The sequence below is a fragment of the Enterobacter sp. BNK-34 genome, assembly GCF_048684445.1.
In the GTDB taxonomy this organism is placed as follows: domain Bacteria; phylum Pseudomonadota; class Gammaproteobacteria; order Enterobacterales; family Enterobacteriaceae; genus Enterobacter; species Enterobacter pseudoroggenkampii.
This window is the reverse complement of the sequence record NZ_JBLQUA010000001.1, coordinates 607475-622069: the sequence shown is the minus strand read 5'-3', so window position 1 is coordinate 622069 and position 14595 is coordinate 607475. Positions and strand designations below refer to the sequence as shown.

Annotated in this window: 17 protein-coding genes; 8 read left to right on the top strand and 9 right to left on the bottom strand. The window is 58.1% G+C overall.

Going from position 1 to position 14595, the window contains the following annotated elements; genetic code table 11:
- Positions 1–38: 38 nt before the first annotated feature.
- The 3 genes from yrbN (at position 39) to mtr (ending at position 3394) form a co-directional block, all read left to right on the top strand.
- Positions 39–119, top strand: coding sequence for a protein YrbN (gene yrbN / locus ACMGG5_RS03200; RefSeq protein ID WP_100122156.1), 81 nt, complete (start codon positions 39–41; stop codon positions 117–119).
- Positions 112–2007 carry a DEAD/DEAH family ATP-dependent RNA helicase gene (locus ACMGG5_RS03195; protein ID WP_024906370.1) on the top strand — a complete coding sequence of 632 codons (1896 nt, stop codon included), beginning with the start codon at positions 112–114 and terminating at the stop codon, positions 2005–2007. The genes yrbN and ACMGG5_RS03195 overlap by 8 nt, the downstream gene beginning before the upstream one ends.
- A gap of 142 nt (positions 2008–2149) precedes the next feature.
- Positions 2150–3394, top strand: a complete 1245-nt coding sequence (gene mtr / locus ACMGG5_RS03190) for a tryptophan permease (protein ID WP_267217575.1) — start codon at positions 2150–2152, stop codon at positions 3392–3394.
- A gap of 84 nt (positions 3395–3478) precedes the next feature.
- On the opposite strand, the gene ACMGG5_RS03185 is transcribed toward mtr, so the two are convergent.
- The 3 genes from ACMGG5_RS03185 to ubiU all read right to left on the bottom strand — a co-directional run bounded on the left by ACMGG5_RS03185 (position 3479) and on the right by ubiU (position 6446).
- On the bottom strand, positions 3479–4486 hold the full coding sequence (locus ACMGG5_RS03185) for a luciferase-like monooxygenase (protein WP_420277521.1): 1008 nt from the start codon (positions 4484–4486) through the stop codon (positions 3479–3481).
- Between the two features lie 78 nt (positions 4487–4564).
- The gene (locus ACMGG5_RS03180) at positions 4565–5443 is read right to left on the bottom strand and encodes a U32 family peptidase (protein WP_208763292.1); all 879 of its coding nucleotides are present in this window, start codon (positions 5441–5443) and stop codon (positions 4565–4567) included.
- 7 nt (positions 5444–5450) lie between these two features.
- Positions 5451–6446: a ubiquinone anaerobic biosynthesis protein UbiU gene (gene ubiU, locus ACMGG5_RS03175; RefSeq protein WP_023309326.1), complete on the bottom strand. Its 996-nt coding sequence runs from the start codon at positions 6444–6446 to the stop codon at positions 5451–5453.
- A 211-nt stretch (positions 6447–6657) separates the two neighbouring features.
- Here ubiU and ubiT point away from each other — a divergent pair, with 211 nt between their 5' ends.
- Positions 6658–7182 (top strand): ubiquinone anaerobic biosynthesis accessory factor UbiT, encoded by a 525-nt coding sequence (gene ubiT, locus ACMGG5_RS03170; RefSeq protein WP_024906374.1) that lies wholly within the window; start codon positions 6658–6660, stop codon positions 7180–7182.
- On the top strand, positions 7176–7679 hold the full coding sequence (locus ACMGG5_RS03165; protein WP_148770248.1) for a GNAT family N-acetyltransferase: 504 nt from the start codon (positions 7176–7178) through the stop codon (positions 7677–7679). The genes ubiT and ACMGG5_RS03165 overlap by 7 nt, the downstream gene beginning before the upstream one ends.
- Here ACMGG5_RS03165 and ACMGG5_RS03160 read toward each other — a convergent pair.
- Positions 7666–7995, bottom strand: coding sequence for a GIY-YIG nuclease family protein (locus tag ACMGG5_RS03160; protein ID WP_155267914.1), 330 nt, complete (start codon positions 7993–7995; stop codon positions 7666–7668). The two genes, ACMGG5_RS03165 and ACMGG5_RS03160, sit on opposite strands and share 14 nt — an antisense overlap.
- A gap of 14 nt (positions 7996–8009) precedes the next feature.
- On the opposite strand from ACMGG5_RS03160, the gene ACMGG5_RS03155 reads away from it, so the two are divergent.
- Positions 8010–8444 carry a YhbP family protein gene (locus ACMGG5_RS03155; protein ID WP_420277520.1) on the top strand — a complete coding sequence of 145 codons (435 nt, stop codon included), beginning with the start codon at positions 8010–8012 and terminating at the stop codon, positions 8442–8444.
- On the opposite strand, the gene ACMGG5_RS03150 is transcribed toward ACMGG5_RS03155, so the two are convergent.
- The gene (locus ACMGG5_RS03150) at positions 8424–8942 is read right to left on the bottom strand and encodes a type 1 glutamine amidotransferase domain-containing protein (RefSeq protein WP_023333577.1); all 519 of its coding nucleotides are present in this window, start codon (positions 8940–8942) and stop codon (positions 8424–8426) included. The two genes, ACMGG5_RS03155 and ACMGG5_RS03150, sit on opposite strands and share 21 nt — an antisense overlap.
- Positions 8943–9070: 128 nt before the next feature.
- Between ACMGG5_RS03150 and ACMGG5_RS03145 the strand changes: the two genes are divergently transcribed.
- The gene (locus tag ACMGG5_RS03145) at positions 9071–9715 is read left to right on the top strand and encodes an NAD(P)H-binding protein (RefSeq protein ID WP_048992072.1); all 645 of its coding nucleotides are present in this window, start codon (positions 9071–9073) and stop codon (positions 9713–9715) included.
- Between the two features lie 40 nt (positions 9716–9755).
- Positions 9756–10793 (top strand): permease, encoded by a 1038-nt coding sequence (locus ACMGG5_RS03140; protein ID WP_032650363.1) that lies wholly within the window; start codon positions 9756–9758, stop codon positions 10791–10793.
- Positions 10794–10859: 66 nt separating this feature from the next.
- On the opposite strand, the gene dolP is transcribed toward ACMGG5_RS03140, so the two are convergent.
- From dolP to ACMGG5_RS03120, 4 genes are read right to left on the bottom strand one after another with little or no spacing between them, the layout of a single operon-like run.
- Complete coding sequence (gene dolP, locus ACMGG5_RS03135; protein ID WP_024906379.1) at positions 10860–11435, bottom strand: division/outer membrane stress-associated lipid-binding lipoprotein; 576 nt, start codon at positions 11433–11435, stop codon at positions 10860–10862.
- 9 nt (positions 11436–11444) lie between these two features.
- Positions 11445–12035, bottom strand: coding sequence for a DnaA initiator-associating protein DiaA (gene diaA / locus ACMGG5_RS03130; protein ID WP_003861754.1), 591 nt, complete (start codon positions 12033–12035; stop codon positions 11445–11447).
- 21 nt (positions 12036–12056) lie between these two features.
- Positions 12057–12452 (bottom strand): YraN family protein, encoded by a 396-nt coding sequence (locus ACMGG5_RS03125; RefSeq protein ID WP_021242244.1) that lies wholly within the window; start codon positions 12450–12452, stop codon positions 12057–12059.
- Positions 12410–14578 carry a penicillin-binding protein activator gene (locus ACMGG5_RS03120; protein ID WP_407820743.1) on the bottom strand — a complete coding sequence of 723 codons (2169 nt, stop codon included), beginning with the start codon at positions 14576–14578 and terminating at the stop codon, positions 12410–12412. The genes ACMGG5_RS03125 and ACMGG5_RS03120 overlap by 43 nt, the downstream gene beginning before the upstream one ends.
- Between the last annotated feature and the right edge of the window lie 17 nt (positions 14579–14595).

Below are 14595 nucleotides of genomic sequence, written 5' to 3'. Positions count from 1 at the left end.
CGTCAATACACCTACTTTGAGCCGGTTCACACTTTTCAATGAAAATTGCTAATCATTTTCACGATGAGCTAAGTAGACTGGCCGCCATTGACATTGAGGCACTCGTACTACATGGCTGAATTCGAAACCACTTTTGCAGATCTGGGCCTGAAGGCTCCTATCCTTGAAGCCCTTAACGATCTGGGTTACGAAAAACCATCTCCGATCCAGGCTGAGTGTATCCCACACCTGCTTTCTGGTCGTGACGTGCTGGGCATGGCCCAGACTGGTAGCGGTAAAACTGCAGCATTCTCGCTGCCGCTGCTGAACAACATTGATCCGGACCTGCGTGCACCGCAGATCCTCGTTCTGGCTCCAACCCGTGAACTGGCTGTTCAGGTTGCAGAAGCCATGACGGAATTCTCTAAACATATGCGCGGCGTAAACGTGGTAGCCCTTTACGGCGGCCAGCGTTATGACGTGCAGTTACGCGCCCTGCGTCAGGGCCCACAGATTGTTGTCGGTACGCCGGGCCGTCTGCTGGATCACCTGAAGCGCGGTACCCTGGACCTCTCTAAACTGAGCGGTCTGGTACTGGATGAAGCAGATGAAATGCTGCGTATGGGCTTCATCGAAGACGTTGAAACCATCATGGCGCAGATCCCGGACGGTCATCAGACCGCGCTGTTCTCTGCAACCATGCCGGAAGCTATCCGTCGCATTACCCGCCGCTTCATGAAAGAGCCGCAGGAAGTGCGTATTCAGTCCAGCGTAACCACTCGCCCGGACATCAGCCAGAGCTACTGGTCTGTGTACGGCATGCGTAAAAACGAAGCGCTGGTACGTTTCCTGGAAGCGGAAGATTTTGATGCGGCGATTATTTTCGTTCGTACCAAAAACGCGACCCTGGAAGTGGCTGAAGCCCTGGAGCGTAGCGGCTACAACAGCGCAGCGCTGAACGGCGATATGAACCAGGCCCTGCGTGAGCAGACTCTGGAGCGTCTGAAAGACGGTCGTCTGGATATTCTGATTGCCACCGACGTGGCAGCACGTGGTCTGGACGTTGAGCGTATCAGCCTGGTTGTTAACTACGACATCCCGATGGATTCCGAGTCTTACGTTCACCGTATCGGCCGTACCGGTCGTGCGGGTCGTGCTGGCCGTGCACTGCTGTTCGTTGAGAACCGCGAGCGTCGTCTGCTGCGTAACATCGAACGTACCATGAAGCTGACCATTCCAGAAGCGGACCTGCCAAACGCAGAGCTGCTGGGCAAACGCCGTCTGGAAAAATTCGCCGCCAAAGTACAGCAGCAGCTGGAAAGCAGCGATCTGGATCAGTACCGCGCGCTGCTGTCGCAGATTCAGCCTGTTGCTGAAGGCGAAGAGCTGGACATGGAAACCCTGGCTGCAGCACTGCTGAAAATGGCTCAGGGCGAACGTAGCCTGATCGTGCCGCCAGATGCGCCGATGCGTCCTAAGCGTGAATTCCGTGACCGTGACGATCGTTTCGAACGTCGTGGCGACCGTAACGATCGTGGCCCACGTGGTGACCGTCCAGAGCGTGGTGGTGAAGACCGTCCACGTCGTGAACGCCGTGACGCGGGTGACATGGAACTGTACCGCATTGAAGTGGGCCGTGATGATGGCGTTGAAGTTCGTCACATCGTTGGCGCGATCGCTAACGAAGGCGACATCAGCAGCCGTTACATTGGTAACATCAAGCTGTTCGCTTCCCACTCTACCATCGAACTGCCAAAAGGCATGCCGGGCGAAGTGCTGCAGCACTTTACGCGTACCCGCATCCTGAACAAGCCGATGAACATGCAGCTGCTGGGCGATGCACAGCCACGTCCTGACCGTGGCGGCGAACGTCGTGGCGGTGGTCGCAGCTTCGGCGGCGAGCGTCGTGAAGGCGGTCGCAGCGAAGGTCGCGGTGGTGAAGGTCGTCGTTTCTCCGGCGAGCGCCGCGAAAGCCGTGGCCCGCGTCGTGAAGAAGGCACCAGCCGTCGTCGTTTCGGTGACGCGTAAGCCTTACGCTTCTGACGTAAAGTAAAATATACAGCCCCGATACATGCTATCGGGGCTTTTTTTATTCCCTTTGTACTCTTGTACTGGTACAGTGCGTCACATTAAAATGCAGAACCGCATGATTGACTGGAGAAAAGGCTGTATGGCGACACTAACCACCACCCAAACGTCACCTTCGCTGCTTGGCGGCGTGGTGATCATCGGCGGAACCATTATAGGTGCCGGGATGTTCTCCCTGCCCGTGGTCATGTCCGGTGCGTGGTTCTTCTGGTCGCTGGCTGCGCTGGTCTTTACCTGGTTCTGTATGCTCCATTCCGGGCTGATGATCCTCGAAGCAAACCTGAACTACCGCATTGGCTCCAGCTTCGACACCATCACCAAAGATCTGCTGGGCAAAGGCTGGAACCTGGTTAACGGGCTGTCCATCGCCTTTGTGCTCTATATCCTGACCTACGCATATATCTCGGCGAGCGGTTCGATTCTGCATCACACCTTCTCTGAGATGTCGCTGAACGTTCCGGCGCGTCTGGCCGGACTATGCTTTGCGCTGGGCGTGGCGTTTATCGTCTGGATGAGTACCAAAGCGGTAAGCCGGATGACGGCAATCGTACTGGGCGCGAAGGTCATCACCTTCTTCCTGACCTTCGGCAGCCTGCTGGGGCACGTGACGCCCACCACGCTGTTTAACGTTGCCGAAGTGAATACCTCCTACACGCCGTACCTGCTGATGACGCTACCGTTCTGTCTGGCGTCGTTCGGCTACCACGGCAACGTGCCGAGCCTGATGAAGTACTACGGCAAAGATCCGCGCACGATTGTGAAGTGTCTGGTCTACGGCACGCTGCTGGCGCTGGGGCTGTATGTGATCTGGCTGCTCGGGACGATGGGCAACATCCCGCGCCCGGAGTTTATCGGCATTGCCCAGAAGGGCGGTAACATCGACGTGCTGGTACAGGCCCTGAGCGGCGTGCTGAACAGCCGCAGCCTGGATCTGTTGCTGGTTATCTTCTCTAACTTCGCAGTGGCGAGCTCTTTCCTCGGCGTAACCCTGGGCCTGTTTGACTACCTGGCGGATCTGTTTGGCTTTGATGATTCTGCGATGGGGCGTTTCAAAACCGCGCTGCTGACCTTCCTGCCGCCGATTGTGGGTGGCCTGCTGTGGCCGAACGGCTTCCTGTACGCCATCGGCTATGCCGGACTGGCGGCAACAATCTGGGCGGCAATAGTGCCCGCACTGCTGGCGCGTAAATCACGTAAACGCTTCGGCAGCCCGAAATTCCGCGTCTGGGGCGGTAAGCCGATGATTGCGCTGATTCTGGTGTTCGGTGCTGGCAATGCGCTGGTCCACGTGCTGTCGAGTTTTAACCTGCTGCCTGTGTATCAATAAACAGAAAGCCCGGTGGCGCTGCGCTTACCGGGCCTACAGGGATCGCGTAGGCCGGATAAGGCGAAGCCGCCATCCGGCAAAAAACTACCCCACCAGCTCCTCTTTCACCTGCATCGCCAGCTCAAACGAATGCAATCGCGCCTGGTGATCGAAAATCTGGCCGTTAACCATAATTTCATCCGCCTGCGTTTCGCGCAGCACCGCCTCCAGCCCGTGACGCACTTTCGCCTTATCGCCTACCAGCGACATGCTCAGCGCCTGCTGAACGCCATACTGCTCTGACGCTGACCACAGCTGATGCATATTCTCCACCGGCGGCGGAAGCTGGCCCGTCTCACCGCGGCGCAGCTTCACAAACGCCTGCTGCACAGAGGTGAACAGGAATTCCGCGTCGCGATTGCTGTCGGCGGCAATGATGTTGATGCACACCATCGCGTACGGCTTCTCCAGACGCTCGGACGGTTTGAAGTGCGTGCGGTAAAGATGCAGCGCCTGATGCAGCATATCCGGCGCGAAGTGCGAGGCAAACGCAAACGGCAGCCCCAGCTGTGCGGCCAGCTGTGCGCTGTAGAGGCTTGATCCCAACAGCCATACCGGGATCTTCTCACCGTAGCCCGGTACCGGGCGCACGTGCGGGTTCGGATCGCGCGCGTCGAACCAGTCCACCAGCTCTGCCACGTCGCGCGGGAAGTTATCGATATCGCCGCTCATATGGCGACGCAGGGCGCGCATCGTTGGCTGGTCGCTGCCGGGCGCACGGCCAAGCCCCAAATCGATACGGCCCGGATAGAGGGTATTCAGCGTGCCGAACTGCTCGGCGATCACCAGCGGGGCATGGTTCGGCAGCATCACGCCGCCGGAGCCCAGGTGCAGAGTTGTGGTATTTGCCGCCAGATAACCAATCAGTACCGAGGTGGCGGCGCTGGCAATGCCCACCATGTTGTGGTGCTCGGCCAGCCAGTAGCGGTGATAGCCACGCTTTTCGGCCAGCTGAGCGAGATCGAGGGAGTGCGAAAAGGCTTCTCTTGCCGAGGAGCCTTGTGGGATCGGCGCCAGATCCAGCACCGAAAACGGAATAGTTTTGTCAGTCATAACAGCTCACTTTGTCGACGGTCAATCTTTAATACTGCATTAAAAAATGATAACCGTTGTTAACAAAGTGAGCCTTTTTTAGGCCTGCAGTTCCAGCCCGGCCAGACGCTTCCAGTAGCCGTTGCAGTCGCTGTTTGCCGTCAGCGGCAGCGGAGCGGCGCCGTTTTCGTTGGCGCGGAAGGCATCCAGCATCGCAAACACGCCGGTATCCAGCGGCGACAAGCGCACCATATCCACCAGCCCGTCCATTGACGCCAGCTCGTTGCCGAGGTTATAGACATAGCCGCTCATGGTCTGAATGCCGTTGAGGACAAACACCTGCTGATTCTCCTGCGATAGCATGCTGCGCCCGTTCGGGTACTTAATGCAGCAGGTTTCGCACTCGTCTTTCGGACGGTCTTCCGAGCGCGCGGTAAAGCAGCGGGCAGAATAGGCCAGCGGCAGATGCCCATAGCTCAGCACTTCCACTTCAAACTGATTGCGAATGCCCAGCTCGTCGCACTGGTTAAGCAGGTTAGCCAGCCAGTCGCGGGAGAGCTCCACCGGCATGCACCAGCGCGTCATCCCCTGTTTGAGCAGCAGGCGCAGGGTCACGGCGTTATAGCAGTTCAGAGCATGGCCCGCGACAAACGGCAGCTTACGTTCAGCGCACATGTTCACCACGCCGAGATCGCTCGCTTCCAGCAGGAACTCGCCGTTTTCGACATAGCGCTTCAGCTCGCCCAGTTCAGAAGAGGCCTGCACCAGCGCAAGCGTCGAGAGCACCACCTGCTTGCCGCTGCCGGCCAGGCTTTTCGCCATGTCCAGCCAGTCGCCCACTTTGGTGGCGCGGCGCTTGCTGCACACCGCCTCGCCGAGATAAATCACATCGGCGCTGCTGGTGGCGGCCTGTTGGTAAAAATCTTCCAGCGTCTCTTTTGACCAGTAGTAGAGCACCGGTCCTAATGAATATTTCATGGTTATCTCACTGCCATTTACGGTGATACGCGCCAAGCGTGGTTTGCGTGCCTTCGGACATCGATCCGAGCGTCTCCATCCAGGCCTGCTGCGGAGCATAGTTCTGCGGGTCCGCCATGCAGCGGTCGATGGCCTGACGCCACACTTTCGCCACCTGGCTCACATAGGCCGGGCTGCGCTGACGACCTTCGATTTTCACCGAGGCAATATTGGCCGCCAGCAGTTCCGGCAGCAGCTCCAGCGTGTTGAGGCTGGTCGGCTCCTCCAGCGCGTGGTAGCGCTCGCCGTCGACCAGATAGCGGCCTTTACACAGGGTTGGATAACCGGCGTTTTCACCGTCCTGATAGCGGTCAATCAGCACCTCATTCAGGCGGGATTCCAGCCCCTGAGGGGTCTGCTGCCAGCGGACAAAGCGGGCAGGGGAGCAGGCTCCGACGGTATTCGGCGATTCACCGGTTAAATAAGAGGAAAGATAGCAACGGCCTTCGGCCATGATGCACAGGCTGCCAAAGGCAAAAACTTCCAGCGGCACTGGCGTGACGCGCGCGAGTTGCTTAACCTGATGAATAGAGAGCACGCGCGGCAGCACCACGCGAGCCACGTCAAAGTGTTGATGGTAAAAACGCACAGCTTCTTCGTTGGTGGCAGATGCCTGAACAGAGACGTGGCGCTCAATATGGGGATAGCGTTCTGCCGCATACTCAAGCATGGCGAGGTCGGCCAGGATCAGCGCATCGGCACCCAGCTGTGCCGCCATATCCACCGCGCGCTGCCAGCGGGCGTAGCCGTCAGGATGAGCAAAGGTATTGATGGCGATATGCAATTTGCGGCGGTGCTGGTGAACGAAGTTAACGGCTTCCTGAAGCTTTTTCTCCGTAAAGTTGAGGCCAGCAAAATGGCGGGCGTTGGTGTCATCTTTTAGCCCGATATAGACCGCATCGGCCCCATTTTCGATGGCCGCCTTAAGCGCCGGAAGATTTCCGGCAGGGCAGAGCAGCTCCATAATTTATCCTGATGTAGTCGATCGCAAAATTGTTAACGAGCTGGGATTTTAATTAACCCATAGGCGACAATTTTTGATTTAAGGCAGCTAATGGCGTATTGATGACACCAATAATGAGGTACGGCGGACGACGGTTTGTTGATTTACGCCGCTATGTTGCGCTTCGGATATGGCAAAATAGCAGGACTATAGATATCAGGGAGTAAAGCTCGTGCTGGATAAACTGCGTTCACGTCTCGTACAATTTGGTCCATCAATGCTGAGCGTGCCGGTAAAGCTGGCGCCGTTCGCGCTTAAACGTCAGGTGCTGGAGCAGGTCCTGAGCTGGCAGTTCCGCCAGGCGCTGCAGGATGGCGAGCTGGAATTCCTGGAAGGGCGCTGGTTGAGCATTGAGGTGCGTGATATCGGGCTGCGCTGGTTTACCTCCGTTGAGAATGACCAGCTAATCGTCCGCGAAACCGCCGAGGCGGATGTGAGCTTTAGCGCCAACGCCAGCGATCTGCTGATGATCGCCGCGCGTAAGCAGGATCCGGATACGCTCTTCTTCCAGCGCCGTCTGGTGATTGAAGGCGACACGGAGCTCGGTCTGTACGTGAAGAATTTAATGGATGCCATTGAGCTGGAGCAGATGCCGAAAGCGCTGCGCGTGATGTTAATGCAAATGGCAGATTTCGTTGAGGCCGGGCTGAAAACCCCGCCGGACGGTAAACACACTTCAGTAGGTGAGCCATGCTGATTCGAGTCGAAATTGGGATTGATGCGCCGGGGATCGATGCGTTGTTACGCCGCGCCTTTGCGAGCGATGCCGAAGCCCAACTGGTCCACGACCTTCGCGAAGACGGCCTGATTACGCTGGGGCTGGTTGCCACCGATGACGAAGGTCAGGTGGTGGGCTATGTTGCCTTCAGTCCGGTCATCGTTCAGGGCGAAGAGCTGCAGTGGGTAGGTATGGCACCGCTGGCGGTAGATGAAAGCTATCGCGGGCAGGGGGTGGCACGCCAGCTGGTCTATGAAGGGCTGGATTCGCTCAATGAGTTCGGTTATGCGGCCGTTGTCACGCTGGGCGATCCGGCGTTCTATGGCCGTTTAGGCTTTGAGCAGGCCGCGCATTACGATCTGCGCTGCCGCTGGCCGGGTACGGAATCCGCTTTCCAGGTGCACCGTCTGGCGGACGACGCGCTGAACGGCGTCAATGGTCTGGTCGAGTACCACGACCATTTCAATCGCTTTTAATCAGGCTCTCGCGTAGCGCCTCAAAGGAGCCGTCTCCGGTCACGAGGCGCTCTTTCTGGCGCTTCGTCAGCTGTTTGATGCGGTATTCCAGCCTGAGCGCCAGCGATCGGTCACCGACGGGCGCCGAAAAGGCGAGCTTTAATTCCCCTTTCCCCCGCAGCGCCTTTGCCCCTTTTCCCGTTTGATGTTGTAAAAAACGCCGCGCCACATCGGTGGTGATCCCGGTGTAGAGTGCGTTATCAGCGGTTCGGACAAGATAGAGAAACCAGCACACGGTAAACAGATTCAGTATGTTAAGGTGAACGCACCATAGCATGAGAGAGAACGAAAATGGAAACACTGGCCGCCATTAACCGCTGGCTGGCGAAGCAGCATGTTGTCACCTGGTGCGTCTATGACGAGGGGGAGATGTGGTGCGCTAACGCGTTTTACTACTACGATCCGGAGCGCGTCGCGTTTTATGTCATGAGCGAAGACAAAACGCGTCATGCGCAGATGACCGACCTGCAGGCGAAGGTCGCAGGCACGGTGAATGGCCAGCCGAAAACGGTCGCGCTGATCCGCGGCGTGCAGTTCAAAGGGGAGATCCGTCGTCTGGATGGCGAAGAGAGCGACGCGCGCCGTAAGCTCTACACGCGCCGCTTTCCCGTTGCCGCTGCGCTAAAAGCCCCGGTGTGGGAAATCCGCCTCGATGAGCTGAAATTTACCGACAACACCCTGGGCTTTGGCAAGAAGCTGCACTGGTTACGCGCCGAGCAGGCGTAGCGCTTCGCGGTTAAACGCCGGGAGATCGTCCGGAGTACGGCTGGTGATCAGCTGATCTTTGTCGTTGACCACTTCCTGATCGTAAAACTCGGCGCCCGCATTTTTCAGATCGATAACGATCGGTTTCACCGCCGTGAGCTTACGCCCGCGTACAACCTCCGCGCTGATAAGGAGCTGCGGACCGTGACAGATGGCAAAGACCGGTTTGCCGGTAGAGACAAAGTCCCGGGTAAAGGTCACGAAGCGTTCGTCCCCGCGCAGGGAATCCGGGGAATGGCCACCGGGTAACAGCAGGGCGTCGAAATCTGAGGGGCTAACGTTATCGATAGTCTCATCAATGGTTACGGTCGCCTCGCCCTTATGGCCTGTCACCGTTTTGCCCGCCTCTTTCTCAATGGTGATGACCTCATGTCCTGCCTTGCGGAACGCCTCTGCAGGCGAGGTGAATTCTGAATCTTCAAACTCGTCGGTAATCAAGACTGCGATTTTCTTGCCCATGCTTCCTCCGTTGTTTTGGCTTCAGACTGATTTTTCTCCGCTTGTGGTAAATACTTACCTGTAACAGACTTCTAAGTGTGGTCGACGACGCTGAGTTCGCAAACGGACAATTCTGTAAAGGGGATACGATGAGTCAGGTATTGATTACCGGGGCTACCGGGTTAGTGGGCGATCATCTGCTGCGGCTGCTGATTCAGGATCGCCGCGTGAACTATATCGCCGCCCCGACGCGTCGACCGCTGGCAGATTTATCTGGCGTCTTTAATCCGCACGATCCTCAGCTGACGGACGCGCTGGCGCAGGTCCAGGATCCTATTGATATCGCCTTTTGCTGTCTGGGCACCACGCGACGGGAGGCGGGCAGCAAAGAGGCATTTATCCACGCTGACTATACGCTGGTGGTGGACACCGCGCTTACGGCGAAAAAGCTGGGGGCCAGACATTTTCTGGTGGTCAGCGCGCTGGGCGCTAATGCCGGATCGCCTTTCTTCTACAACAAGGTGAAGGGCAAGATGGAGGATGCGCTGATTGCGCAGAAATGGGAGCAACTGACGATTGTGCGCCCTTCGATGCTGATCGGCCACCGGGACGAACGCCGCTTTAACGAGTCGATCCTGGCCCCGCTGTTTCGCATCCTTCCCGGCAACTGGAAGGCCATCGAGGCACGGGACGTCGCGCGGGCGATGTTAAAAGAGGGACTGGCCCCGTCGAAAGCGGGCGTAAACATTATCCCTTCGGCAAAACTGCGTGAAATCGCGCAGGGCGAGGCGTAAACTCCCCCGGCTAATAACCTAATACTCTCCGGGGAATGCTATGACTGGTCAGTCTTCATCTCAGGCGGCAACACCTGTTCAATGGTGGAAGCCCGCACTCTTCTTTCTCGTGGTCATTGTTGGCCTCTGGTACGTGAAATGGCAGCCGTACTACGGCAAAGCCTTCACCGCCGCTGAAACGCACAGCATCGGTAAATCTATTCTCGCTCAGGCTGAGTCCAGCCCGCTGCAGGCGGCGTGGGACTATGCCATGGTCTACTTCCTTGCCGTCTGGAAAGCCGCCGTTTTAGGCGTCATTCTGGGGTCGCTGATTCAGGTGCTTATCCCGCGTAACTGGCTGGTGAAAACCCTCGGTCAGCCGCGCTTTCAGGGCACGCTGCTGGGGACGATTTTCTCCCTGCCGGGCATGATGTGCTCCTGCTGTGCCGCGCCTGTGGCGGCAGGGATGCGCCGCCAGCGCGTGTCGATGGGCGGCGCGCTGGCGTTCTGGATGGGCAACCCGCTGCTCAATCCGGCGACGCTGGTGTTTATGGGTTTTGTGCTGGGCTGGCATTTCGCGTTCATCCGTCTGGTCGCCGGGCTGCTGACCGTGCTGGTGGTGGCGACGCTGGTGCAAAAACTGGTGAAGGATACTGCCGAAGAACCCGCAGCCGTTGAGCTGGACGTCAGCGAGCCGCAGGGCGGGTTCTTTGCGCGCTGGGGCAGGGCGCTATGGCAACTTTTCTGGAGCACCATCCCGGTCTATATCCTGGCGGTACTGGTTCTGGGGGCGGCGCGCGTCTGGCTCTTCCCGCATGCGGATGGCGCTATCGACAACACGCTGATGTGGGTCATTGCGATGGCCGTTGCAGGCTGCCTGTTTGTGATCCCAACGGCGGCTGAAATTCCCATTGTTCAAACCATGATGCTGGCCGGCATGGGCACCGCGCCGGCGCTGGCGCTGCTGATTACGCTGCCGGCGATCAGCCTGCCGTCGCTGATTATGCTGCGTAAGTCATTCCCGGCGAAAGCGCTCTGGCTGACCGCGGGGCTGGTGGCGTTGAGCGGGGTGATGGTGGGAAGTATTGCGCTTCTGTGAAAAACGCCCGGTGGCGCTACGCTTACCGGGCCTACAAAAAAATCCCCTCAAGTGAGGGGATTTTTTTTATTTAATGTAAGTAAACGCAGTGGTGACGTGCTTCACGCCGCTCACCCGGCTGGCGATATCGGCCGCCGCTTTCCCTTCACGGTCGGTCACCAGACCCAGCAGGAACACTTCACCGTTTTCCGTCGTCACTTTCACGTTGGAGGATTTCACCTGGTCCGAGCCCAGCAGCTGGGAACGCACTTTGGTGGTGATCCAGGTATCGGAAGAGGCATCACCCAGGCCAATTGGCTTGCCCTGACGCACTTCGTTAAACACCTCTGTGGTTCCTTCAACACCCATTGCGATTTGTTTCGCACGAGAGGCGAGTTCCATATTCGGCGCCTGGCCTGCCAGCAGCACTTTGCCCTGGTAAGCCGTCACGTTAATACGCGCCTCTTTCTTGATCTGTTCGTCTTTCGACAGCGCACTGTTGACGCGCAGCTCCAGCGTACCGTCATCCACCTGTGTCCCCACAGAGCGCGGATCGGTTGCCGCTTTGGTGCCTACTGCGGCGGTACCCACAACGGCCGCAGCGATACATCCCTGAAGCAGTAATGCAGACATAAGGACTGCGAGGGTCGATAAAGCCTTCATAAGAACTCCTTAATCATCCTGGTGAGGGAAAAGCGTGTTATCGATCAAGTCACATAAGCAGTTCACCGTGAGCATATGCATTTCCTGAATACGCGCGCTTCGGTGAGACGGAATGCGGATTTCCACATCCTGCGGCCCAAGCAGACCCGCCAGCTCACCCCCGTCATAGCCGGTTAAGGCCACGATGGTCATGTCGCGGGTGACGGCGGCTTCAACGGCTTTGACAATATCCCGGCTATTACCGCGCGTAGAGATGGCCAGCAGCACATCTCCGGCATGACCCAGGGCTCGCACCTGCTTTGCGTAAATTTCGTCATGCAGACGATCGTTAGCAATCGCCGTTAAGACCACGTTATCGGTATTAAGTGCAATGGCGGGTAAACTCGGGCGTTCTGTTTCAAAGCGATTGATCATGCTGGCAGCAAAATGCTGTGCGTTGGCGGCTGACGTGCCGTTGCCACAACAGAGGATTTTGTTGCCATTAAGCAGGGATTGCACCAGCGTCATTGCGGCACGCGAGATAGCATCCGGAAGGGCTTCCGCCGCGGCAATCTGAGTCTGGATGCTTTCTGTGAAGCACACTTTAATTCTTTCGAGCACGTTATCCCTTTTAAATCCTAATTATGCGTCTTCGCCAAAAGCGTTTTTAAGCCATTCGATCTCATTTCCGGTGAAGGCTATCACATCGAACCGGCAATCCACAGTATCAAAGCTCCCATTATGGCGGGCAAGCCACAAGTGGGCAGTCTGTAATAATTTATGTTGTTTGGCGAGCGTCACGCTGGCGGCAGCACCGCCAAAACGGGAGGACTGTCGAAAGCGGACTTCTACAAACACGATGACCTGACCGTCTTTCATGATCAGATCAATTTCGCCGCCACGCCCGCGGACGTTGGCGGCAATAAAGCGCAGTCCTTTGCCTTCAAGCCAGCGACGCGCCTTTAACTCCCACGCATCGCCGGTCTGTTTGCGGCTTAACTGGCCGGGACGATCTGCCCCTGCTGGTATTTGAGCCATGATAACTTCCTGTTGATCACGCAGTCCTGAGTCGCGGTCAGATCGCCGGTGTTGCCGTTAAGCTCAAAGCCCGGCACCTGACGCATCTGGGTAAAGTGGTTCGCCAGCGCCCATGCATCGACACCCATCGCATACAGACGCGCCAGCGAATAATCGTTACGTACGGTACTCAGCGCCTGCTGCATCAGCGCCGGGTTGCTGCCGGCCAGCATCGGGATTTCGCTGTACTGCAGACCGTCCATTTCCAGACGGAAATCCGGCCCTGCGGTGCCCTGCGCGCTGCGGGAGCTGGCGTAGAGCGTTGCGCCGCTCTGGCTGCCGTTACGCATCGCGATCATCGGTTTGATAAAGGCGATCTCCTGCGGCGTGGCAACGATATAGGCCGCATCCACTTTACCGCCACCGCTGATCTGCGCGTCGGTAGGTGGGGCAGGGATCGTCAGGCCGCCAATCGTCACGCCCTGCTGCTGTGGCAGGCTCGCGGTGACAGGACTGCCGTTAAGCGCGATGCCCGCCCCGCCGTTTACGCCCGCGCGCAGTTCAGAGACGGAACCGAATTTCTGCTGCAGCACCACGCCGCCGCCCAGCTTCTGCCACTCATCGGCAAAGGCATTGGCCACGCGATCGCCCAGCGCGCTGCGTGGGATGAGCAGCAGCGGAGCCTGCTTACCCTGCTCGTGAATATGACGCGCCGCATCGCGGGCTTCATCTTCAGGAGAGAGCGCGAAGTAGCAAATATTGGCCCGGTTCTGAACCTGCTCCGGCTGGTTGAGCGCCAGCACGTTCAGCGTGGTATTGCTCTTCATCAGCTCTTCCACGTTGTTTTTCAGCAGCGGACCGACAACGATGCTCGCCCCGTCCTGTTGAACCTGCGCCAGCACCTGATCAAGCGGCTGCGAACTGGTGTCGTAGATTTTCAACTCAGCGCCCGGATTGGCGCTGGTGGTTGCCACGGCCTGCGGCTGCGCGGCAGGTTGGGCCGCGGGTTGCGCAGGCTGCTGTTGAGGTTGCTCTGCTGTTGTGACAGGTGCAGGTGCCGCTTGCGTCTCGGCCGGAGCCGGAGCCTGGGTCGCAGGTGCTGTAGTAGCCGGTGCCGCTGTAGCTGGCGGCGTCGTCGGAGCCGTCACCGGGTTTTGCATCGTGCCCTGCGCCGGCGCTTGCGCCGTGGTCAGGTCGCTGGTCTCTGCGGCAGACGGGCTGACAACATCATTCACGTTAGCCGCCTGAGCCGCCTGCGCAGGAACCGCGCTGCCGGTTACCGGGGTGGTGCCGTTTTTCGCCGCTTCAAAGCCCTGCTGAATGGTGCGTCCAAACACCGCCGCCTGGCCGTTGAGTGGCAGAAGGAGGGCGATTTTGCTGGTCGAGGCAGGCTTAAAGTTCTGCACGTTCACCAACTGGGTTGGCAGCATTTTCGCGCCCGGGTTTTGCGGGTAGCGCGTCTGCCAGTCCGTAATGCCGGCTTTCAACATCTTAGGATCGCTGCGGTTGTTAAACCACATCTGCTGCAGATCCAGCCAGCCCTGCAGGACGTTTTCATCCGCGTTGATGACCAGCGCCTGCGCCTGTTCCTGCGTCATCGACGCCAGCGCTTGCCAGGTGGCATCGATATTTTTCTGCTTATCGGCACCGCCAAGCAGTGGCTCTTGCGCGACGAGCGCGCGGAGCAAGGTCAGCGAAGGGCGTCCCTGCTCAGCGGTAATGCCCGCCTGCCAGAAGCGTGCCTGCTGATTTTTATCCAGCGCGCTCACGTCAATATCCCCGAGGATCTTCTTCGCGGCGGCGTAATCTTTCAGCGCGACTTTCAGCTCGGCAGAGAGCAGGCTCTGCTCGCGACGCTGGGCGTCGTTAAGATCTTTTGGCAACTGGTTAAACAGCTCGGCTGCCCGCTGGGTTTTACCCTCTTTCAGCAGTGCACGAATGGCGAGTAATTGCCAGTTGGTCTTGGTATCATTTGAACTCTGCGACATTTGTTGCAGATAAAAGCCAGAATCAGCCTGAGCAGAACCCTGGAGATGGGCGGTGCTCTGGTCAGGTGCCTGGGTGCCACAGCCTGCAAAGATCAGGGCTGCCAGCAGAAGCGGCACGCTGCGCGTGGCTTTTTTTCGAAGAAACGTTAACGGTACCATACTGTATCCAGTGATTT

What these genes read in the sequence shown, in the direction of transcription:
- ACMGG5_RS03195 (WP_024906370.1), top strand. Translation starts at nt 112, where the DNA reads ATGGCTGAATTCGAAACCACTTTTGCAGATCTGGGCCTGAAGGCTCCT.
- ACMGG5_RS03155 (WP_420277520.1), top strand. Translation starts at nt 8,010, where the DNA reads ATGGAAACACTGGCCGCCATTAACCGCTGGCTGGCGAAGCAGCATGTT.
- mtr (WP_267217575.1), top strand. Translation starts at nt 2,150, where the DNA reads ATGGCGACACTAACCACCACCCAAACGTCACCTTCGCTGCTTGGCGGC.
- ACMGG5_RS03120 (WP_407820743.1), bottom strand. Translation starts at nt 14,578, where the DNA reads ATGGTACCGTTAACGTTTCTTCGAAAAAAAGCCACGCGCAGCGTGCCG.
- ACMGG5_RS03140 (WP_032650363.1), top strand. Translation starts at nt 9,756, where the DNA reads ATGACTGGTCAGTCTTCATCTCAGGCGGCAACACCTGTTCAATGGTGG.
- ACMGG5_RS03125 (WP_021242244.1), bottom strand. Translation starts at nt 12,452, where the DNA reads ATGGCTCAAATACCAGCAGGGGCAGATCGTCCCGGCCAGTTAAGCCGC.
- ubiU (WP_023309326.1), bottom strand. Translation starts at nt 6,446, where the DNA reads ATGGAGCTGCTCTGCCCTGCCGGAAATCTTCCGGCGCTTAAGGCGGCC.
- ACMGG5_RS03165 (WP_148770248.1), top strand. Translation starts at nt 7,176, where the DNA reads ATGCTGATTCGAGTCGAAATTGGGATTGATGCGCCGGGGATCGATGCG.
- ACMGG5_RS03160 (WP_155267914.1), bottom strand. Translation starts at nt 7,995, where the DNA reads ATGCTATGGTGCGTTCACCTTAACATACTGAATCTGTTTACCGTGTGC.
- ACMGG5_RS03145 (WP_048992072.1), top strand. Translation starts at nt 9,071, where the DNA reads ATGAGTCAGGTATTGATTACCGGGGCTACCGGGTTAGTGGGCGATCAT.
- ACMGG5_RS03180 (WP_208763292.1), bottom strand. Translation starts at nt 5,443, where the DNA reads ATGAAATATTCATTAGGACCGGTGCTCTACTACTGGTCAAAAGAGACG.
- yrbN (WP_100122156.1), top strand. Translation starts at nt 39, where the DNA reads ATGAAAATTGCTAATCATTTTCACGATGAGCTAAGTAGACTGGCCGCC.
- dolP (WP_024906379.1), bottom strand. Translation starts at nt 11,435, where the DNA reads ATGAAGGCTTTATCGACCCTCGCAGTCCTTATGTCTGCATTACTGCTT.
- ACMGG5_RS03185 (WP_420277521.1), bottom strand. Translation starts at nt 4,486, where the DNA reads ATGACTGACAAAACTATTCCGTTTTCGGTGCTGGATCTGGCGCCGATC.
- ACMGG5_RS03150 (WP_023333577.1), bottom strand. Translation starts at nt 8,942, where the DNA reads ATGGGCAAGAAAATCGCAGTCTTGATTACCGACGAGTTTGAAGATTCA.